This is a genomic window from Gilliamella sp. B3022 (assembly GCF_028751545.1).
Classification (GTDB): Bacteria; Pseudomonadota; Gammaproteobacteria; order Enterobacterales; family Orbaceae; genus Gilliamella.
This window is the reverse complement of record NZ_CP071867.1, coordinates 2,335,350-2,357,551: the sequence shown is the minus strand read 5'-3', so window position 1 is coordinate 2,357,551 and position 22,202 is coordinate 2,335,350. Positions and strand designations below refer to the sequence as shown.

The 22,202-nt window shown below is 35.6% G+C and carries 19 protein-coding genes and 1 tRNA gene; 7 read left to right on the top strand and 13 right to left on the bottom strand.

Features of this window, described 5'->3' with window-relative positions:
- The first annotated feature begins 100 nt into the window (after positions 1-100).
- Positions 101-187 (top strand) — tRNA-Leu (locus J4T76_RS10685).
- Between the two features lie 273 nt (positions 188-460).
- On the opposite strand, the gene J4T76_RS10680 is transcribed toward J4T76_RS10685, so the two are convergent.
- The 9 genes from J4T76_RS10680 to hemA all read right to left on the bottom strand — a co-directional run bounded on the left by J4T76_RS10680 (position 461) and on the right by hemA (position 12,890).
- On the bottom strand, positions 461-823 hold the full coding sequence (locus J4T76_RS10680) for a hypothetical protein (RefSeq protein WP_267356194.1): 363 nt from the start codon (positions 821-823) through the stop codon (positions 461-463).
- A gap of 4 nt (positions 824-827) precedes the next feature.
- On the bottom strand, positions 828-1,685 hold the full coding sequence (locus J4T76_RS10675) for a putative type VI secretion system effector (protein WP_267356195.1): 858 nt from the start codon (positions 1,683-1,685) through the stop codon (positions 828-830).
- A 4-nt stretch (positions 1,686-1,689) separates the two neighbouring features.
- Positions 1,690-2,544 (bottom strand): hypothetical protein, encoded by an 855-nt coding sequence (locus J4T76_RS10670; protein WP_267356197.1) that lies wholly within the window; start codon positions 2,542-2,544, stop codon positions 1,690-1,692.
- A 4-nt stretch (positions 2,545-2,548) separates the two neighbouring features.
- Positions 2,549-3,403 (bottom strand): hypothetical protein, encoded by an 855-nt coding sequence (locus tag J4T76_RS10665; RefSeq protein WP_267346261.1) that lies wholly within the window; start codon positions 3,401-3,403, stop codon positions 2,549-2,551.
- Entirely contained in the window at positions 3,396-6,800 is a 3,405-nt protein-coding gene (locus J4T76_RS10660) for a T6SS effector BTH_I2691 family protein (RefSeq protein ID WP_267356199.1), read from the bottom strand. The genes J4T76_RS10665 and J4T76_RS10660 overlap by 8 nt, the downstream gene beginning before the upstream one ends.
- Positions 6,797-7,765 carry a DUF4123 domain-containing protein gene (locus tag J4T76_RS10655; protein ID WP_267356200.1) on the bottom strand — a complete coding sequence of 323 codons (969 nt, stop codon included), beginning with the start codon at positions 7,763-7,765 and terminating at the stop codon, positions 6,797-6,799. The genes J4T76_RS10660 and J4T76_RS10655 overlap by 4 nt, the downstream gene beginning before the upstream one ends.
- Positions 7,766-7,789: 24 nt before the next feature.
- Positions 7,790-10,273 carry a type VI secretion system Vgr family protein gene (locus tag J4T76_RS10650; protein WP_274460475.1) on the bottom strand — a complete coding sequence of 828 codons (2,484 nt, stop codon included), beginning with the start codon at positions 10,271-10,273 and terminating at the stop codon, positions 7,790-7,792.
- A 702-nt stretch (positions 10,274-10,975) separates the two neighbouring features.
- Positions 10,976-11,218: a zinc ribbon domain-containing protein gene (locus J4T76_RS10645; protein ID WP_267340851.1), complete on the bottom strand. Its 243-nt coding sequence runs from the start codon at positions 11,216-11,218 to the stop codon at positions 10,976-10,978.
- 397 nt (positions 11,219-11,615) lie between these two features.
- Entirely contained in the window at positions 11,616-12,890 is a 1,275-nt protein-coding gene (gene hemA / locus J4T76_RS10640; protein ID WP_267354958.1) for a glutamyl-tRNA reductase, read from the bottom strand.
- 173 nt (positions 12,891-13,063) lie between these two features.
- Here hemA and lolB point away from each other — a divergent pair, with 173 nt between their 5' ends.
- The gene (gene lolB, locus J4T76_RS10635; RefSeq protein WP_267345794.1) at positions 13,064-13,681 is read left to right on the top strand and encodes a lipoprotein insertase outer membrane protein LolB; all 618 of its coding nucleotides are present in this window, start codon (positions 13,064-13,066) and stop codon (positions 13,679-13,681) included.
- A gap of 9 nt (positions 13,682-13,690) precedes the next feature.
- Positions 13,691-14,533, top strand: coding sequence for a 4-(cytidine 5'-diphospho)-2-C-methyl-D-erythritol kinase (ispE, locus tag J4T76_RS10630; RefSeq protein ID WP_416380587.1), 843 nt, complete (start codon positions 13,691-13,693; stop codon positions 14,531-14,533).
- 74 nt (positions 14,534-14,607) lie between these two features.
- Here the strand turns inward: ispE and J4T76_RS10625 are convergent, their stop codons facing one another.
- Both J4T76_RS10625 and J4T76_RS10620 read right to left on the bottom strand, forming a co-directional pair.
- Positions 14,608-15,255: a DUF421 domain-containing protein gene (locus J4T76_RS10625; RefSeq protein ID WP_267340844.1), complete on the bottom strand. Its 648-nt coding sequence runs from the start codon at positions 15,253-15,255 to the stop codon at positions 14,608-14,610.
- A gap of 150 nt (positions 15,256-15,405) precedes the next feature.
- The gene (locus J4T76_RS10620) at positions 15,406-16,173 is read right to left on the bottom strand and encodes a transporter substrate-binding domain-containing protein (protein WP_267356075.1); all 768 of its coding nucleotides are present in this window, start codon (positions 16,171-16,173) and stop codon (positions 15,406-15,408) included.
- 781 nt (positions 16,174-16,954) lie between these two features.
- Between J4T76_RS10620 and apt the strand changes: the two genes are divergently transcribed.
- From apt to J4T76_RS10605, 3 genes are all read left to right on the top strand, one after another.
- Positions 16,955-17,506: an adenine phosphoribosyltransferase gene (gene apt / locus J4T76_RS10615; protein ID WP_267340840.1), complete on the top strand. Its 552-nt coding sequence runs from the start codon at positions 16,955-16,957 to the stop codon at positions 17,504-17,506.
- Positions 17,507-17,752: 246 nt separating this feature from the next.
- Complete coding sequence (gene ddaH / locus J4T76_RS10610) at positions 17,753-18,523, top strand: dimethylargininase (protein WP_267340838.1); 771 nt, start codon at positions 17,753-17,755, stop codon at positions 18,521-18,523.
- Between the two features lie 44 nt (positions 18,524-18,567).
- Complete coding sequence (locus J4T76_RS10605) at positions 18,568-19,977, top strand: basic amino acid/polyamine antiporter (RefSeq protein WP_267340837.1); 1,410 nt, start codon at positions 18,568-18,570, stop codon at positions 19,975-19,977.
- A gap of 14 nt (positions 19,978-19,991) precedes the next feature.
- On the opposite strand, the gene J4T76_RS10600 is transcribed toward J4T76_RS10605, so the two are convergent.
- Positions 19,992-20,741: a tRNA1(Val) (adenine(37)-N6)-methyltransferase gene (locus tag J4T76_RS10600; RefSeq protein WP_267356073.1), complete on the bottom strand. Its 750-nt coding sequence runs from the start codon at positions 20,739-20,741 to the stop codon at positions 19,992-19,994.
- Positions 20,731-21,396: a deoxyribonuclease V gene (nfi, locus tag J4T76_RS10595; RefSeq protein WP_416380221.1), complete on the bottom strand. Its 666-nt coding sequence runs from the start codon at positions 21,394-21,396 to the stop codon at positions 20,731-20,733. The genes J4T76_RS10600 and nfi overlap by 11 nt, the downstream gene beginning before the upstream one ends.
- A 60-nt stretch (positions 21,397-21,456) precedes the next feature.
- On the opposite strand from nfi, the gene J4T76_RS10590 reads away from it, so the two are divergent.
- Positions 21,457-22,038, top strand: coding sequence for an IMPACT family protein (locus tag J4T76_RS10590; protein ID WP_267340834.1), 582 nt, complete (start codon positions 21,457-21,459; stop codon positions 22,036-22,038).
- Positions 22,039-22,202: the final 164 nt, after the last annotated feature.

Genomic DNA, 22,202 nt, shown 5'->3' with positions numbered 1-22,202 from the left:
AGATGCATTTTTAGGCAAACAAAGCACTTTGCAATAATAATTGTTGCAGATATCGCAAAGCTTAGTATAATGCCCACGTTTACTTATTTACACTTCTAATGCCAGTGTGGCGAAATTGGTAGACGCAGCGGATTCAAAATCCGCCGCCCTTAAAAGCGTGTCGGTTCGAGTCCGACCACTGGCACCAATTCAACTTTTAATATCTTTTAATAAACATTAAAAACAGTACAAATTAGTATCAAATTCTATATTGTATGTTTAAAAAACATAAAGATACAATTACCATGCTTTTTTGGTACCCATATTAAAATATGTAAATCTAAACATATCATTAAATACCTATAATTGTTATAATACGAGCAATAACTCCACCAATCGATACCTAAATAATAAACGCTAGTCTTTGATATTAAGATAACAACCTATTTAATGGTGGAGTTAAGTATCTTTTTGTACCAAATTATTGTAAAAGAGGAAAGTATAAAGCGTGGGTTTTCGGTATTCGAACCGCATACGATTGATACTGGTTATCATCACTTTTATCCACGACCATTTCCACATAATCGCCATTTTTAAAACTAATATGGGTTAATTTGCCTTCAACAAATTTACGCCCGACATAGCAACTAAATTTTTTGCCTTCTAAGGTGATGCTACCCACTGACAGCGTGGTCAATAAGGCAGCCGCCACGCCAAACGCCCCAGTAATCAGCGATCCTATCATGGCGATTAAGCCAACATTATTCGAGCCTATCTCTTTTGGGTCATCGATAATTTGTAGCTGGCTGACTGTGCCTTTTAAAATACTATACCGTTTAGCCATACTGTTACTGTTCCGTGTGATTTAATTTGGGTGGTGGATTATCCATATCTGGCGTAAAACCCCGCTCATCAATCACCTCGACCCAATCCGGTATAATGGGCGTACGGCAGTAATAAGTGGCTTTGGCGTCTCGTATTTTGATTCGTTCAAATTCGGGGGTTTGCGGATCGTCATACAGTTCAGGATCGCCCGAGCGATTTAATTTTTTAAAACGCTCATGTTCAGCTGACGTATCATGAGACCAAGGTTTGGGGTAGCCTAATGTGGCAAAAATGCGATTACCAATAAAAGAGTAAACACCACCGATTAATAAAAAAATGATAGTTGTAAAAACAAAAAATAAAAAAACAGTGACAGCAGTGAATAATGCAAAATAGTAAAAAAAATCGTCACTAAAATTTGTGAATAACAAAATTAAGTAGATTAGATAAATAAATAAAGAAAATGCACCCGCTATAAAAGCTGAATACTTTAACCCAAGCAAAGTTGGCATACTTACTGAACGAGGAAAATATAAAGCGTGGGTTTTCGGTATTCGAACCGCATAAGATTGATACTGGTTATCATCATCGCTTTTATCCACGACCATTTCCACATAATCGCCATTTTTAAAGCTAATATGGGTTAATTTGCCTTCGACAAATTTACGCCCGACATAGCAACTGAATTTTTTGCCCTCTAAGGTAATGCTGCCCACTGACAGCGTGGTCAATAAGGCGGCCGCCACGCCAAACGCCCCGGTAATTAACGCCCCTATCATGGCGATTAAGCCAACATTATTATCCGAGCCCATCTCTTTTGAGTCATCGATAATTTGTAGCTGGCTGACCGTGCCTTTTAAAATGCGATACTGTTTTGCCATACTGTTACTGTTCCGTATGATTTAATTTGGGTGGTTGATTATCAATATCTGGCGTAAAACCCCGTTCATCAATCACCTCGACCCAATCCGGTATAATGGGTGTACGGCAGTAATAAGTGGCTTTGGCGTCTCGTATTTTGATTCGTTCAAATTCGGGGGTTTGCGGATCGTCATACAACTCAGGATCGCCAGAGCGATTCAATTTTTTAAAACGCTCATGTTCAACTGACGTATCATGTGACCAAGGTTTAGGATAGCCTAAGGTGGCAAAAATGCGATTACCGATAAAAGAGTAACGACCACCGATTAATAAAAAAATGATAGTTGTAAAAACAAAAAACCAGAAAAAAATGGTCAAAGTGACTAAAGTAAAATTGAAAAAAAAGTCTTCATTTAAATCAGTTAAAAGCAATATTAAGAAAATTAAATAAGGAATTAAACACAATACACCAGATATTATAGATGAATACTTTAACCCAAGCAAAGTTGGCATACTTACTGAACGAGGAAAATATAAAGCATGAGTTTTCGGGATTCTGACCGCATAAGATTGATACTGGTTATTATCATCGCTTTTATCCACGACCATTTCCACATAATCACCATTATTAAATCTAATATGAATTAATTTGCCTTCGACAAATTTACGCCCCACATAGCAACTAAAATGTTTTCCTTGCAAGGTAATGCTGCCCACTGACAGCGTGGTCAATAAGGCGGCCGCCACGCCAAACGCCCCGGTAATTAGCGCCCCTATCATGGCAATTAAGCCGACATTATTCGAGCCAATCTCTTTTGGGTCATCAATGATTTGTAGTTGGCTGACTGTGCCTTTTAAAATACTATACCGTTTAACCATACTGTTACTGTTCCGTGTGATTTAATTTGGGTGGTGGATTATCCATATCAGGCGTAAAACCCCGTTCATCAATCACGTCGACCCCATCTGGTAAGATTGGCGTTCGGCAGTAATAAGTAGCATTACGATCATATATTTTGATTCGTTCAAATTCGGGAGTTTGCGGATCGTCATACAGCTCAGGATTATTAGAGCGATTTAATTTTTTAAAACGAAAATGTTCTTTGGAACAATCATGTAGCAAAGGTTTAGGGTAGCCTAAAGTTGAAAAAATACGATTACTAACAAAAGTGTGAGAACCGCCTAAAAGTATAAAAAAAATCATAAATATTATAAAAAACATTATGATGCCAGAAATGATAACACTAATATACGAAGAAAGAAAAATTTCCTCATCCAAATAAATATAGAGCAAAAAAGATAAAATTATAAATATAAATAAGAAAAAAGCCCCAACACCTATTGCTAAATATTTCAATAAAAGCAAAGTAGTCATCCCTACTGATCGAGGAAAATATAAAGCATGAGTTTTAGGGATTCTTACAGCATATGATTGATAAAAGTTATCATCAATTTTATCCACGACCATTTCCACATAGTCTCCATTTTTAAAGCCAATATGGGTTAATTTTCCTTCTACAAATTTACGCCCCACGTAACAACAAAATCCTTTTCCTTTTAATGTGATATTACCTGCAGTAAATACATTAAGTAAAACACCTACTAATCCAAATACTCCTACAATTAACACTCCAATTATGGCAATTAAGCCGATATTATCAGAGCGTAACTCTTTTGGGTCATCAAAGATTTGTAGTTGGCTAACCGTTCCTTTTAATACATCATAACGTTTAGACATGTAAAAAACCCCTTTTATGTAAATCTTGTTCTATTAGTGCTAATGCTTCATCAACATCAATACCGTTGCTGTTGTCTTTATTGGCTTGATTGTTATTGTTTTGTGACTCATCGTCAATATTAAACATATCCTTTAATACATCATCTTGATAAGCTGAGCTTTGTTGTTCAGGCGTTTGATAAATTTTGAATTTATTATGTGGCATTAAATATTTATCGGTGCGCAGTGCACAGCGTTTTAACCAGGTTTCAAAATTATCATCTGTAAAAGCATCATATATCATTTCAACTCCGAAAAATAGAATAACCAAGAGGCCTGAAAACCTGGTCAAAACTAACCGAATTCCTGCCATAGATGAAATATTTGCTTTTCCAACACCCTTACCTACCATTTTTAACATCCAAAATGTTGTTCGAGTAGTTAAAAATGTTCGACACCAAGCGAAATGATATGATAATCCTATAATGCTGGTTGAAATTCCCATTGATAATAATAAAATAGATTTTGTACCTGATAACAAATTTAACAGAATGGTATTATATTGGTTACTGTTAAAGCTAAATTCATTGAAAGTATCAAAAAGTATAATAAAAGATGAAATCGCTCCTAATACTCCTGATAAAGTTTTACCTAAACTAAAAAATACATTTTGCATTCCTTTATACACAGCGGTGATCATTGCCATAAGTTCAACCGAGGTCGCCGCTAAGGCAAAACCGGCTGATGTTTTTAAGCTGAGATAATGTTCGTCTTGTTCCAGATTAGGATTGGTTTTACTGATCGAATTAAAGTTATACAGTTCGAGCATGGCAACTACAGCCGACATGCGCATTGATTTAAGTGATCTTGATAGGTTTTTTGATATCTCTGGGTCGGCATCGCTCGCTTTAAAAATAAAATCAAACACTTTGTTGGCTTTATCTTGTGACAGCGTATGATTAAACAAAATATTAAGACGCCTGTCCAAGCTAACGATAGCGTCATTTAATAATGTTCGGGCTTTGTTCACCGCCATTCGGGTGGCAAGCTTCCAACGTGGATAATACAGGGGTACAGTTGCTGTGCCAAAATTAGGCCCAGGGTCTAAATTAATCAATCCGGCAATGAGTTGATATTCTAAATGTAAATAAGTTAGCGCCGTCGTTTTTAAAACCCCAGCTGTGGTTAATGATAAGGCTTTATATATTACCGTACTGGCATGGTATAACGAGTTAGCAATGTGGTTAAAAATTGGCTGCAGTAAGTTAGTTGCTTTGAGTGTGATTGTTTCAGTTAAAGTAAGACTTTTAATTTTAAGCTTTATCGGAAATCCCATTAATTTGAAAGAAAATAAACTTTCTTTTATCTGATTATTAGGATCATTTCTCTCTAATTCTTCTAATGTCAAAAGAAGATCCTGCAAATTTTTAAATTTCAAAGCTATTTTATTAAAAGGTAGATCATCTAACTTTGGTATCAATTTTTCAATTGACTTTTCAACAATGGATTTGTTTTCTGGCTTTGCGGCTTCGTCCAAGACTTGGTTGATCATGCTGTGCATATCATCATTATGATAAGCAAACATTCGCCATAACATGCCGTTGACGTTGTCATTGATCGTTTTGGCATAATCTAAATTTGTAAAGGCGTCTAAAAAAGCTTTACCCTGTTCACATAATTCTAGCCCTTGAGTCACATTAGTAATGGTAAATAAAAATATTATGCCTTCGATATTTACTTTTCTAAGTTCTTCTAAATCGTCTGGCATGATTTCATTATGCTTAAGCGATTCTTGAAGCACCCTTTCAAATGTTTGTTTATGCTCTTTAATTTTAGGATGAAAGTCTTCGTCCAACTCATAGAGTTGATTGCCGTCAAGATCATGGTAGACGGTGGAATAAAAATTGCTATCTTTAATCCAAGTAATCAGCTGTTTTGAACGGCTTTGGTATTTTTTGTCGACTAATTCGAGTAACTCTTTTTGCCTGTCTTCAAAGGGTTTAGTATTGACTAATTCATCGTATTTTTTTAAAAATTTTTGAGTATCGATTTCGCGTTTTGCTTTCAACGCCAATTCTTGGCTGTAAAAATCTTTAAGGATGTCTTTATACTCTTGGACTAGCTGAGGTTGAAGTTTTTCTTTAACGTATAGTGCCTCACCTAGGGTAATGGTATGATGTTGTTCTTTAAGAACATATTTCATATAAGGGGATATATCTGGATTTGGGGAGGTTTTAGACATTAAAAAAATATTTTTAAATTTATTATAGTATGAATAACTCCCTGGTTTACCATAGAGTTCTTCACATATTAACGCATGCAGTCCATTACCAGTATTGGACATGGGTTTATCAGGATTGTCATCAATTTTGCCTGATTTCATGATTTTTTGTACATAAAAATTATCTTCAGGTGGAAAAGAATAATCATCGGAAAATTTTTTTAACGCTGCTAAATGTTTTCCGTGTTCAATACAGGCTAAGGCTTCATATTCTTGTCGGCGTTCTTGTTGAAATTGTAAAACCCTAACATAAGCGTCGTTATAATAACCATTGAGTTCGGTTGTGACGCCAATCGGATCTTCAATAGCAATAATCATGGGTTTTTTGCTTGGGCTGTATTTAGCTAGCGTTTTGGCTAAGTGTTCGCTTGAATCCGATGTTAATCGCCCCCACGGTTCACACGTGCTGTTTTTATCCAATAGTGTTTTGTCAAATTGGTATTGTTTGTCACGACTTTGGCTAAACGTGTCAGGAAATGTTACCCATTTTTGACCCTGTTTATTATCTTTACTGAAAATAAGCTGTCGATTTTCATCATAAGGCAGTTGTTCTCTGTCCACGTTAGGATCAAAGTCTACTATACTTTGAATATTGCTTAGGTTAGCCGTGGTTGCACTTTCGGCGTTACCTTCCCATTGTGAAATGTCAATCATTTGCATGCGTTGTTCGGGATTGTTTTCGTATTTTTGAATGGTGTTATCCGACCATTTGTATTCACTAAAAGCAAAATAGACTTTGGTTAAGTGTTCAGGATAAGCTAAAGTGATAAACGCATCATGACATGGATTGGATTTTACTTCAGGACAATGATAATCCGAATTTTGTTCTGAGTCAGCAATCGGTTGAGCGGCATGATGTGAAGATTGCTTAATAATATGTCCTTTACTATCAATCGAATAGATTTGCCATTTGCTACCCAGTTTGTCGGGTATGTAAAGGTATAAAAAACCTTCACGTAATGTTCTTACATGATACTGATAGCCTTCTGATAAGGGTAAATTGATTACATTTGATGAGTTTGCCCAATGGGGTTGGGTACTTTTTAAGTATTTGGGCACAACAGTGTATCTAACCGGTAATATTGCAATCCCCTGTGTTTGGCATCCACAATTTGATGTTGTTTTTGGATCTGTCATGCTTTCTCTTCCTTATTTTTTAAGGCTAGTGCTTGCCAATCTTGAGGACTTAAATTGTGTAATTTTTTTAATATTGGATAATATTCACTTACCGTTGATAAATTTTCAATTTTTTCATAAAGATGTGAAGAAACATCAAAATCCTTCCCAAATTTTAGCGCTAATTTTGCCCACTCCAAATGAAAGTCTTTATCCTCAATTTTTTTTGCCTTTAAACGGAGCAGACAAGGCATAATGGTTTGTAGATTTTCAATTTCATCTGTCTTTTTTTGTGGATGGGTTAATTTGTCTGCTTGGATAAGCATGTTATTCATTCCAATACATTGCAATTGTTGATACTGTTTATGGGTAATAAAAAGTTCACCGCTAAAATTTGAACCCATCTTCCCCTCATTTTGGTGAATGATTAATTCACCCTGGCGATTTAATACTGCCCACATCTCTATGATGCCGAATAACCGGCTTTTTTGAGCAGGATTGAGTAGATGTAACAACTGAAAAAACACAGCTGGATCGTAATAACGTAACAATATTTTGTTATTTCGTTGCAAGGTCATGTTACTTAGTTGTTGTATAATGGATTTTGTTTTTTCTGAACTAAATAACCAAGCGCAATATTGTTGGCCTTGACCCGATGCAATAGACTGAGGAGTTAATTGTTTTAATGCTTTATCTACCATATACGTTAATACGGCGTGTTCATATTTATCCGTCAAATCAAGTTCAATTAACCATGGATACCTTTTGGGTAAAACGGATTGATGGCGGATTGGAATTGGATATAAACGAATGCGAAATTGATAGTACTTCATAAACGATTCGTTAATCGGGTTTAAAAAGGGATCGAGTATCACTAAGCAACGATTTTTATAATCCCGTGAACCATCGATCAATTGCTTTGCAATATTCATTGCTTGTGCAGATATTAATGTTAAATCAATCGGCGTTTGTCCACACTTTAGCATTTTTATCACATCCCTTTGTTTTAATTAGTCCAGATTGAAACAACCGTTTTGATCTTTCACTTGTTGCCTTTGTGTCACTTGGCAATCGACAGAATCACTTAACTCAGTTGAGTGATTCATGCTATTTGGTGACATTTTTTGCATCGCATTACATTTAAGATAAACATTCTCTGGCGAGCCAAGCTCGATCCCCGCCTCGCTGATTTTAAGGTACGAGCCTCCACAAATAAAGGTTATTTCTTGCGCTGCGCTAATGTCCACTTTACTCTCTACACTGTTTATTTGGATATCTTGTTTCGCCAACATATTGAGGTTGGCATTTTGGGCTTGCACATCAATATCACCTTGATTGGCTAACACTTTCATTCCTGATTTTTGTGCCAATAAGCTGATGGCTTCTGATGTAGATAGGGTAATATTTTTTAATGCCGTAATATCCGTTTGACTTGCCGTTGTTACCGTTATATTGTTGGCGCAAGTAAGCTGGATGTTTTCCGGACTGGTTAATGCTATGCCTTCTTGTGCATAAGCGAGGATCCCCGCTTGATTCATGTCTTTTAAAGCACTTTGTAAGTGTTGTTGTGAATCTGTATCAGATGCATGAGTTTGCGCCTGTTGCGCCGCATTTTGCAGTGCTTTGGCAATCGATAACGCATTTTCCAGTTCAGCCATTGCCCCTTGCATATCCAGTTGCTTACCTTGCGCTTTGGGTTCGGTCTGACTGGTCAAATACAGACCTCGATTCGCTGCAATCGCCCCCCATTTATCCGTACGCAGTTCAAATCCTTCCCCTCGTTGCTCTTTGTTGCTGTTGACAAGATGCCCAATATTAAGTTGAGTTTTGCCGTATTCGGTCGCCAGCTTGATGTGCTCCTGCCCCCGTTTGTCATCCATGCGTAACTTATTATTGGTTGGGGTACGAATCACATTGCGATGTTTGTTTATCGTCGTTACAAGGTCCGGATGCGTACTGTCATGCATGGCATGCGCAATATACGGGCGGTCAGGGTTGCCCTTGGTAAAGGCAATGGCAACTTCAGTCCCGTCAATCAGTGGAAAGTGGAAACCATAACTCCCGCCTGCGTACGGTTTTGCCTGCCTGACCCATAAACTTTCATAGCCCTTTTTCCACTCTTTTAGGTCATAATTAAATTTAACCCGATAACGACCCTGAGTATCAATATAACCGTAAGTGTCATTGTCAGGACTAGTCACTCTTGCCGATAAGGTACCCACCATTTTGGGCCACTTTAATGGCTCAGGACGGTATGGTTTTAATACCTGATACGGTATTGCGGTAAAACTCAGCTCGTAAGCATCCGTGCGGTTGCCATGGCCTTCCACGCTTAAAATAATCATACCGTCATCAACATTAACCAGCGGACTGCCCTTAATTTGAATGCGTTGACCTGGTGTCAGATGATAGCGGTTGCTTTTTCCGCTAATCAGAGTTTTTTTACTGATTGCTTGTTCATGTCGAATTTTGGCATACCATTGACCGGTTTCAATTTGATTACGCTGGTCAGTTGAGCCATTGCTGTTGCGATTATCGTTATCTTCCTCAACTTTATCTTCCTGACCGTAAGTTGTTCGTTCTTTATAATGCTCATCATAACGGTAATCGGTGCCATAAGTGGTGCTGTCTTTAGGTTGGCTGTTAACTTCACTCAGTAACTTAGCTTTGGCGTCACGGTAGTTGTAATCCTGCACTTTGACTGAGGATTTCACCATATGATTGTCCTGCCGAATATTCCAGATACTTTCTGTTCCGCCATCCAGCGTATCACTCGGTAATCGATAATCTATATCACTTGCCTGCTCATAACCTTGTTCGTTATCACTTATGACCATGACATCGCAATTGTGCTCGGCATGCGTTTCAAACCGAAACCAGACACCAATATCGGCTAACAGACGTTGTATAAAGCTTAAATCACTTTCCTGCCATTGAGTAATGAATTCACGTTCCGGATAGCGATTGTTCAATTCCAGCCGATAATCAATGCCAGTAAAACCATGACTGCGTAGCACTTCTTCCACCACACTGATCACACTTTGATTTTGAAATATCGCATGATTGCGATTCAATGCTAATCTTGCTAAACGAGGGGATAACACAATCTGATAATGTGCCTGCTCTTTACTCACAGATAACACATTAAAACGAGTGATAACACCAGAAATTTTACGTAAGTCACTCTCGATAGGGAGATCACTTAACGAACGAATCGCCGTTTCCAGTACGTTATTCATAGCAGGATTAAAGTAGAAGGACGCTTTTTGGTTGAGTATCGTATCAGGCGATAAAGTTTTATCAATACTGGTGAAGTCAATGGTGTAATACCATGGCTGATTGAGCTGCTCATCCCCCTGAACCTGTATAACACTAATCGGCGAAATCAAATTATCGACCATTAAGGTGTAGCGGTTATGACATACCTCATCTGCTATTCCATTAAAGAGCCCCTCACCAACGGTATTAATCAGTGAGTTTAATTTGTTCGCCATGTTTACTCCTTCAATTCCTACATTTTATACTCGAAAATGATTATCGGAATCAGTTAATATGTTTTCAAAAATTTTTCAATAAATTCTTTATATAATGTATAAAAAATGGATTGGATGTTTGTGAGTAGAGTCTGAATGTAGGATGATGAATTGAAAATAGTTGTCTATCATTCAACAAACTTTTACTGGACAGAGACTTCAAATGCAGTCAATTGTATGAACCGTTTTCACTGAATTTTATGTTTACTGGTTTAGTGAAAAATTTTATGGTAAAGCCTATGGTTTAAATCTAATAGGTAAAAACAGAGTGAATAATAAATTTTAGGATAAATATGACATTTTAAATAAAACATCGAATAAGTTGGAATCGGAAGGATATTTTTATTTTGATTGCGGTTCAAAAGATGATTTTCTTTTAGGTAATACCCTATTAAGTATGAATCTTAAAAAAATAAGATTCACTATACATTCATTGCCCGCAATGGCGGTCATGATTGGTCCTATTGGACTTCAGGATTTGATGAAATGCTGATCTTTATTAGTCAAAGGTTACAACATTTTAAATTTACTGATTAAAATTTGATGGATCTTTGATTGTATTTTATGTTGAATATGGCAACTCAATAAGCGGATTATTCTGCTTATTTGTCGATATTGTTATATTTTTTAACTAAAACCTGCTAATTTAAAATAACTGTTTTTTTACCACTGACGTTTCCAAGCAGGTAATTTTTTTAATATTACATATGCAGTGTGTTTAGCCATTGAATAATCGATATGATGATTATTGGCATAACCCAGAGCAACTTCTTGCCATTTTTCTTCAAAAGTTTTCATTGTGCCATCTTTATGAGCACAATGTTTACAATAACTTTTTGACATATCATGCAAGGGATAATCACCAAGTGTAGTCATTGGCATACCACATGCTATACACATTTTCATCGCTGATGATCTCAATTTAATTAATAATGATGATGCATTATTTGCAATTATTACTAATACGAAAAATGCTACTCCGAGTTGTTATAGATTACAAGTTACCATTGAAAATAGGTAACAAGAATAAAATCTAAAAAATTAAGTTCACCTTGTAAGGTGTGTTTTTGGGCGCTTTGGGTGTTAATGTTACAATAATCGATAACGATGTATTTGTGCCCTTTGTTATACAAGCGAATTATTTCTTAGTATCTGAAAAATTTAACAACTAAGCTGACTGTTTTACAACGAAATCATTTTATACTCTAACGTAATTATCAGTTTTACAAACTTTTTACCAAACGTTGATATCTAAAAAATTCAAGTTGATCCAATCAATTCTATTTTCTGTTAAGGATAAACCTTAGTTATGTCTTTTCAAACCTAAACCTTTACTCAATACTCTAAAACAATCATCACAACCATGAGTTGCTGCATTAAGTAAAGTTTGAGTTGGCGCATGGATTAGTTTATTGGTTAATCGATGAGAAAATTCCGCCAAGACTTCATCTACATTTGCTCCTTGCTTGATAGCCTTTAGCGCTTTGGTTTCTAACTCATGTTTAATAATTTGTGCATGAGAGCGATACTGTTTAACGTAGTCAACTGCGTAACGAGCTTTAAGCCAATCGGTGAATTGCTCAGATTGTTCTTGAATAATATGTTGAGCTTTTTGAGCAGCAATGGCGCGTTGTTCTAAATTATTTTCAACCGTTTTTTGAAGATCATCAATCGTATATAAATGTACGTTATCGAGTTGGTTAATTTCCTGTTCGACATCACGAGGGACAGCTAAATCAATAAATAACATTTGCTGATAATTTCTTGCCTGCAATGTGCGTTCAACCATCCCTTTTCCAATAATAGGTAATGGGCTAGCGGTGGAACTGATAACGATATCGGCTTCTTTAAGACGATTAGCTATATCAGGTAGTGATATGATTTCAGCATCAATAATAGATGCTAATTTTAATGCTTTGTCACGTGTACGATTCGCAACAAGAACGTGATTAAACCCATGAGGTTTTAAATAGCGAGAAATCAGTTCTATTGTCTCCCCTGCTCCAACTAACATGACATTTAATTTTGAGGTGTCTGTAAATAACTTACGCGCAATAAGGCAAGCAGCATAAGCAACCGAGGCAGTATTAGAGCCAATATTGGTTTGACTGCGCACAAGTTTTGCTACATGAAAAATATTTTGAAAAAGCTTTTCTAAAGTCATCGACAAACAGTGATTTTTTTGTGCAATGCCATAGGCAACTTTAACTTGACCCAAAATTTGTGGTTCACCGATGATCATTGAATCCAAACCACTGGCAACGGCCATTAAATGTTCAATAGCTCGTTGACCTTCATACCAATAAAGCACGTTTTTATACTGTTCAAGATTAACATGGTGGAATTGACCTAACCAATTTTCAACGAATTCTTTTAACCTTAAATAATTTGTTTGATGTTCATAGTTTAAATAAATTTCGGTGCGATTGCAGGTTGATAATATTACACACCCCTCAATTAGAGGATGTTGATAAAGGCTATACAGTGCTTTATTGACTGTTTCGTTAGGAAAAGCAATTTTTTCTCTTAATGCTAATGGTGCAGTCTTATGATTAATACCTAATATTGTGATTGACATTGCATTGTGTCTTCTTGAGTTTTATTTTGATGAATAACTGTATTATGAAGCATTCTTTGCGTAATATTATACATAAAAAAATATTAAACGTTAATTTACAGTTACTTTTTCTTATTATGGTAATTATCAGTTATAATAAAGCAATTCTATCGTTCAACTACAAGAGATGATTCATGTCTAAAATCAAATATGCTTTTATTCTGGTTTTACCTTTTATTATCACCGCTTGCCAGATCAATAAACCTAAAGATACAGCATCAATTGAACAACAATGGAAAACTCATCAACAGACTCTTGAACAGATAAATACTTTTCGTGTTCATGGCAGTATTGCCCAAACAAGCGAAACATCTCGTAACTATGGTCGATTTTTCATTTCCCAACAATCCGTTAATCATTTCGAAGTTAAGTTAACAACGCCTGTTGGAACAACTATTTTAACGCTAAAATCTGAGCCTGATTTTGCGGAACTTATTGATAAAAATGGTAATCATTATAAAGATATTAATATTGAAACCTTGATGAAGAAAGTATCGAATGTTAATGTTCCTTTTAATTCTCTGCATAATTGGTTAAAAGGTTATTCTAATAGTTTGAATGATAAACTAGACTCCTTAGGTAGATTAGCATCAACGAATTTTATGCAAAACAATAATCAATGGAACTTGAACATCTCCAAGTATTCCACTTATACCTATCAAAACCAAAAAATAGATTTACCTGCAATTATTGAGTTGCATCATAATGATGAACACATTCGTCTGAAGATCAATAACTGGATTTTGCAATAAAAGGAAGTCATGATGAAACAGTGGTGTTCACCAGCAAAATTGAATTTATTTCTTTACATTACCGGGCGCCGTCCTGACAATTATCACGATTTGCAAACCATATTTCAGTTCATCGATTATTGTGACGTTGTAACTTTTAATATGCGTCAGGATAATCAAATCAATTTACTTACCGAGTTTGTTAATGTCCCTGTAGACAAAAACTTAATGATTATTGCTGCCAATCATTTAAAATCTTATGCCAATCGTCAGGATTTAGGCGTCGATATCACTATTGATAAAAAAATCCCTATGGGGGGCGGACTAGGCGGGGCTTCATCAAATGCGGCAACGGTATTAGTCGCTCTTAATCAATTATGGCAACTCAATTTAAAAACCGCTACATTAATTGAAATAGGACGGCAAATTGGTGCTGATGTACCCATCTTTATTTATGGTCAAGCGGCTTTTGCCCAAGGCATTGGTGATCAGTTTTTAACGGTTGATATTCCACAATACTGGTATTTAGTTACCTACCCTAATATTGAAATATCCACCGTTAAAGTCTTCAATGATCCGGAGCTTACTCGTAATACTCCCAGTAGAAATCTTGATGATTTATTGGCTTTGTCATTTGATCAGTTTAGAAATGATTGTGAAATGGTTGTCCGAAAGCGATATCCAATAGTTGATAAGGTCATTCGCTATCTTTCTCAATTTGCTCCAACCCGATTAACGGGTACCGGTGCCTGTATTTTTACCCAATGTCAAACCGAACGAGAAGCGAAACAAATTCAACAAAAACTTAATAATAACTTTCAGTTACCAAGCTTTGTTGTCAAAGCATTGAACAAATCGCCTTTATATGGCTAAGAGAAAAAACCTATAAACCTTAACCAAAGCAATGGTTAAGGTGCATTAAGTGTAGATTTCGCATAAAAATTCATTCATTTAACAAGTTCACTTGGTATCACGAAAAGTCTCTCATCATAGTATTCGACGCAATATAATCCATCATAATTTACATAACCTTGTTCAGCCAACTTAGATTTTAGCCAATCCTCGTCTTTGCCAATGGATTTTAACCCATCTTCATTTGGACTTTGATTTTCTAATACAAGGACAGAAATATCTTTATCCCCTTTTTTAACAACGGTCAATTGTCCGTTAGGTTCTAAGATAGCTTTATCCACCGCATGAATGGTAAAGATGTTTTTCATTCTAAGTAGTACTGCAAAACTGGAAAAATCCAAATTAACGGCAGTAAAGGCATCTAATTTAATTTTGCCCTTTTCCATTAATATAATCGGATTACCAACGATGAATGCTTTGGCATTTTGACTTTTTTTCTTCAAATAGTTGGAAGTATACATGATGGCCGTCCACATGAGTAAAACCACCAAAAAATCAAAGACAGTAAGTTTAGGATTATAGATGATACCTCCAGCAATTCCACCTAAAATCATATTACCAATAAAATCAATACTCGACATTTGCGATAATGATGTCTTACCCGTAATTTTTAAAAATAAGATGATGCAAATAAAAACAACCAATAATTTTAATGCAATAACTGAAAAATCATAATAATTCATTTGAGTATTACTCCCATAAAAGGTTTGATCGACATGGTTTAGCTCAAGGACAAAGATCTAAGGGTTACCAACTAAAATAGGACTGAAATAGAAATTATTTAGGCTAATTGAGGCGGATTCAACCGCCATAAGTATTAAGTTATTTGCGAATTAATTTAACTGAGTTTTTACTCCCCATTTTACCGCTAATTGCTGTTTATTAGAATGAGGAAGCCAACTATTAATGACATCCAGTAGTTTTTGATTGCCCAATTGAACCATATAAGCTTTATAGCTTTCTGTCCCCTTAAATGGCGCGTTAGTTGCTAAGCATAAAACGTTGGGCTCCTTGTATTGATAATACTGACCTTCAATAAGATCGGTCACCATGAGATCCGCTTTTTTATCGCGTAATGCTTGAATATTATCAAAATTATTTTCTACGCGGATCACTTGTGCTGTATGAATGTTATTATTTACAAAACTTTCATTTGTACCACCATGATTAACAACCACCTTAACGCCAGGTTGATCAATTTTGTCTAAATTTGATAATTTTGATGCGACTTCACAGGCTGCTAATGCCACTTTACCATTTTTTACAATTTCATCTGATAGTAAGAATTTTTCTGCACGTTCTCGGGTATAAGTCACCCCACCCATAGCGACATCGTAATTATCATTGGCTAAATCTTGCGATAAAGTTGGCCAACTTGTGAGATAAAATACCGGCGTTACGTTTAATCGTTTTGCTAACTCTTTAGCCATATCAACATCGAAACCGACCAATTTTTCTTGAGAATTATAAAAAGCTAATGGCGCATAATCAGCGGGTACCCCAATTTTCAAAAAACCTGAATTGATGATTTCATCGTAAGTTCTTGCTTGTGCTAGCCCTGAACACAATAATAATGCCATAATGGTGGACACTTTTTTCATTTTTTATTCCTTTTCCTGTTAAAATTAGTCAATTATTATTCATAACTGATAGTAAAAAATCAGATAAATCATTTATCTAAATTGTTCATCCATCATAAAATCATACCTTCTTTTGAAGGTGAGTATGAGATGGAATATTTATTCGTTTGGCAATCAATTTTGGTGGGAACTTTTAAATATTCATCAATCCTTTGAGCATAAATATCATGGTTAGCCATTCAGTTACCACAAAAATAACGTTTTCATGCATTTACAACTTAATGAACATGAATGAGTCTGAAAGACATATTTAATGTGGTGATCGATCCAAAACAAATAGAAATTTATTAGCAAGGATTATTGGCTCATCATCATAAAATGACGAAATGTATAATCATCGCCATAAATTAAATTTGGATTTTTCACTTACAAATCATGTTTTGCAATGGTTTTTAGCTCTTAATTCAAGAATTGCAAAAGGTTTATTCAAAACATCGTCTGAAGCAATTTCAAAACCAATTATTTGCTCAATTTTTTCCTTTTCATAGATACCATAGAAAAAGTTACTGTTTTATTTCATTTAGAAATTTTATGACAAACTGCTCAAAGATAATACTGAATTGTAAAAATGGGTAAAAAAGCGATTAAACGATGCATAAACGCATCACAGAAATCGCTTTTTAACTAGCCTATCTCGCTATTTTACGGTGTGTTAACTGTTTGTTTATTGCCACTGTAAAGAGCAAAGGTATATAATAAAAAATTAGTCGCTCTTAAAGAAAATAGTTAGAGAATATTTAATATGACTCAATTGCAACAAAAACTTGAACTTATTAAAAATAGCATTATTACGATCCCAGATTATCCAAAACAAGGGATACTGTTTCGGGATATCACCAGTTTACTTGAAGACCCTATCGCCTTTAAAACATCTGTCGATCTTTTAATTGATCATTATCAAGATAAAAAAATTGACAAAGTTGTTGGTACTGAAGCTCGTGGTTTTATCTTTGCTGCTCCTTTAGCATTAGCTTTAGGTGTAGGTTTTGTACCGGTAAGAAAACCCAATAAGTTACCTCGTCACGTTTTTAAAGAAGAATATCAACTTGAATATGGTACTGATACATTAGAAATACATTGTGATGCAATAAAACCGAATGAACGCGTTTTAATCATTGATGATTTGCTTGCGACAGGTGGAACCGTTGCTGCTACCGCTAAATTAATTCAAAAAGCGGGAGGAATAGCTGAAGATGCAGCGTTTGTTATTAATTTGCCAGATTTACAAGGTAAAACTAAGTTAACCAAGATGGGAATTAATTGTTACACATTGGTCGATTTTGGTGGTGAATAACCAATAATCGCCAAATCATTGCTATAAATCAAATTTTAAGGGTAATGTTTATTACCCTTTTTTATAAAATCGATTCAGCCTCTATTTTTCTGATCTCAAATTTCTGTCTTCACTTCATTTTACAATTTGAATAAAAAAATACAACAACTGCATAAAAAATCAAATTAACTCTTGATAAAGTTATTATTGTGAATTATTATTCAAAAATAAAGCATAATTATTTAAAGAAATAAGGATTTAAAACTGATGAAAAAATTCAATCATATTATCGCTCGAACACCAGCCAAATCACTTATTGATGGTTTAACATCGGCTAACTTGGGTAAACCCAATTATCAAAAAGCATTAGATCAACATAATGATTATATTCGAGCTTTGCAACAATGTGATGTTGATATTACGATTTTACCAGCAAATGAACGTTTTCCTGATTCTGTCTTTGTGGAAGATACGGTTTTATGTACACCCAATTGCGCCATTATTACTCGACCGGGTGCTGTAAGCCGTCGGGGCGAAACCGAAATTATTCAGGCTACTATTGAAAGATTTTATCCTAATAAAGTAGAAAGCATTTCTGCACCTGGTACAGTTGAAGCTGGCGATATAATGATGGTTGGCGATCATTATTATATTGGTTTATCCGCGCGAACTAATCAATCTGGTGCAGATCAAATGATTGCTATCTTAGAAAAACATGGATTATCAGGTTCTGTGGTTACCTTAGAAAAGGTGCTGCATTTAAAAACCGGTCTTGCTTATTTAGAACATGATAATTTATTAGCCACGGGTGAATTTATTACTAAACCTGAGTTTCAACATCTTAATATTATTGAAATTCCTGATAAAGAAAGCTATGCCGCTAACTGTATTTGGGTAAATGAACGAGTCATTATGCCCTATGGATATCCAATGACTAAAGCTAAAATTGAAGCACTGGGTTATCAAGTGATTGAAGTTGATACATCTGAATACCGTAAAATCGATGGCGGTGTAAGTTGTATGTCATTGCGATTTTAAGAATAAAATCCTCAATCCTCTCATTAACTAAATAAGAAATTCATATGAATACGCCAGTAAGAAAAAAGCTTGGTCTACTTCCTCTCACTTTACTGGTAGTGGGAAGTATTGTAGGGAGTGGTATTTTTAGCCTACCACAAAATATGGCGGAAGGAGCCGGTGCAGGTGCCATATTAATTGCATGGCTTATTACTTTATTTGGAATGCTAATGCTAACCCGAATCTTTCAATATCTGTCCGTCCGTTTTTATAAAATTAATGATGGATTATATGGATATGTACGCGAAGGATTTGGTGATTACATTGGCTTTAATGCCGCATGGGGATATTGGATCTCGGCATGGATGTCATGCGCGAGTTATTTGGTCATTTTATTTAGTGCACTCGGCTCGTTTGATTGTTTTAACTATTTTGGCAATGGCACCACATTTCCTGCTGTTATCGGTGCCCTTATATTCTTGTGGACGATTAATTCGTTTGTATTGAAAGGAATTTATCATGCATTTTTATTAAATTGTTTCGTTACGTTAGCTAAAATTATACCGATAGGATTATTTATTGTCTGCATCATTTTAGCGTTCAAAGTGAATACATTTAAAACAGATTTTTGGGGAACACCGCAATTAGGCTCAATTGTTGATCAAATAAAACACACTATGCTTTATACGGTTTGGGTCTATTTAGGGATTGAAAGTGCGACAGTTTACGCGTCACGAGCTAAGAATCTGTTATGCATTAGTCGAGCCACCTTTTTTGGCTTTGCTATCACAAGTTTATTACTGGTTTGCGTATCGGTATTATCTTTAGGGATTGTTCCTCAGCAGGAATTAGCACAAATGAAAAACCCTTCCATGGCTTTAGTCATTGAACAAGTTATAGGTAGCTGGGGAGCAACGTTAATCAATATCGGACTTATCGTATCGGTAAGTGGTGGATTATTATCATGGCTACTGCTTGCTGCTGAAATGCTGTTTTTAAGTGGACAAGGTAACAATCACACCGTACCCAGTTGTTTTGGTAAACTTAATAAAAAAGGTACGCCCGCTAATGCATTATATTTAACTTCAAGTTTAATCAGTATACTCATCATCGTTGCTTATTTTTATCAATCGGGTTATAACACACTGATTCAACTCTCTACTTCCATGGTGCTCATCCCTTACTTACTATCAGCTCTTTTCGTACTCAAATTGTCGGTATATCGAGGTAAGGCTTACTTAATCTTTTTAGGTTCTGTAGGTTCAATGTATGGTATATGGCTGATCTATGCTGGTGGAATATCTTACCTATTATTATCCATGATTTTATATGGCGTTGGACTGATATTTTATTTGTATGCGAGAAAACAACGGGCACTTCCAGCTTTCGGCTTCCTACATGATAAAATCTATGCCATCACAATAATAATTTTAGCAACGATCGCCATATTCTATTTTTATGTGCTACCCTTTTAACTTAAAATCAAGGATTATTTTCGCAACAGATAAAAATCAACCAGTAATTGTCTAAATGCTGATGAATAGCGCCCGTCATCATCACGCATACAAAGTTGTTTACTGAACACATGACCATTTTTAGTCAAAGAAAACGCCAATAATGACAATGAAAAATTTTTGTTTTCATTATATTTCACTTGCAATTCTTGTTGTAAAAAAAGCTGATGTGTTTCACATAGACAAGTAAACTGATGAGCGATATCAAAGGGTAGGACCAAACAAAATAACCCCGTAGGTTTTAATAAACGTTTAACTGAATGAATAAGCTGTTCGAAATTTAAACTTTCTGTATAACGGGCCTGTTGTCTTTGGCTATTACGACAATCAACGGCTGGCTCAAAATAAGGCGGATTTGTTACAATCAGGTCATACCAAGGCGAAATATTTGGACGAAATGCATTAATATCAGCTTGTTGTGCCTTGACTGAAAGCAAGTCAGCATGCACACTGTTTTCCTGACACTGTCTAACCGCATCAGCATCAATATCAATGGCATCAATTTGACAAGGAAAATGAGCTAAACGCTGAGCCAACATTAACGCTATCACTCCACATCCTGTTCCAATATCAAGGATTTTTTGTGGATGATGGTCTATTGGAGCCCAAGCGCCCAGTAAACAACTATCTGTTGTTACTTGCATAGGGCTTTTATCGTGTGCAACAAAAAAACGTTTAAACGTAAAACCACCTTTTTTTAAAGGCTCTTGATGACTATTTATCATTTAATAACTTCTTGAATAGAGATTTATTTGACGCAATCGCATCCGCCCAACGAGTTGGCTCAGGTAAACGATAACCTCGTAAACACAAATTAACCCACTTTAATGCGCTCGCTTGAGTAACACGATGCCCTGCCGAAATGAACAAGGGATTACAATTGTTTTTACTTTGTAGTGCCCAACCAATTTGCTGTTGTTTATCTAATAAAGGGGTAACATTGCCTGCTTGTTTTGGTAATGTTTCAAAATGCCCACATAATCGTTTTTTAGCCACTCCAATAGTCGGTCTATCCAACAATAAACCAAGATGACTGGCAATCCCTAAGCGTCGGGGATGAGCAACGCCTTGACCATCCACCAATAATAAATCCGGTTTTATTTCAATTTTTTGCCACGCTGCCAATAACGCAGGAAATTCCCGGAAAGATAAATAGCCCGGAATATAGGGAAATTCGGTTTTTAAACGAGCAACATGATATTCAACGACAGAAAAGTCAGGGTAACTTAGCACAACAATAGCAGCCCGAGTAATATTACCTCCCTCTTCGAACCCTACATCGGTACCACCAATAAAATTTACTGGTTCGCTAAATTCATCAGACAATCTGACTTGATTAGCCAACAATAACTGGGTTTGTTTTAATTGTTGCAAATTAATAGACATTTTAATTATGATCAGTATCATTACTTGTAATGAAATAATTTTAACAGAATACGAATGCCATATACATTAGCAATTCCTACAGAACTCACCGAAGAGATCAAAAAAAGTCGTTTTATTGTCAATGCGGCACCCGTAACCTCAGTGGAAGATGCAACTAAATTCATTGACATAATCAGTGATCCTAATGCCACTCATAATTGTTGGGCTTGGAAGATTGGTCAACAATATCGTTTTAATGATGATGGTGAGCCAAGCAGTACAGCGGGACGTCCTATTCTATCGGCCATTGAAGGACAAAATTGCGATCAAATTGTAGTGGTGGTTACACGTTACTTTGGTGGCATAAAATTGGGTACTGGAGGGTTAATTCGTGCATATGGCGGTTCTGCCAGTCACTGCCTTCAACAAGCAACTTTGATTGAGCTTATTGCACGCGTTACATTGCAATTTCATTGCTATTATCACGAATGGCCAATTATCGAAAACCGTCTTAAAGAACTGGATGCTATTATTGAAAATCAAGATTTCGATGCCGAAGGGGTAAAGGTAAGCATAGCCATTACCAAAGATAATTTATTGATATTACAAAAAATTATAAGTGATATAACACGTGGTAGAGTCATTATTGCGTTGTAAATTTTAGTTCGATTGTTTTGTGAACAAGTTTAAGGTTAACTGGACGTTTTAGTAAAAGATGAGATATCACTCCACTGCATTATTTGATTTATGCTTAAAAGTTTATGCTTAAAATTGTGCTGCCATCCCTTTGACTAAACAACCATTACGATAGAGTAATGCAA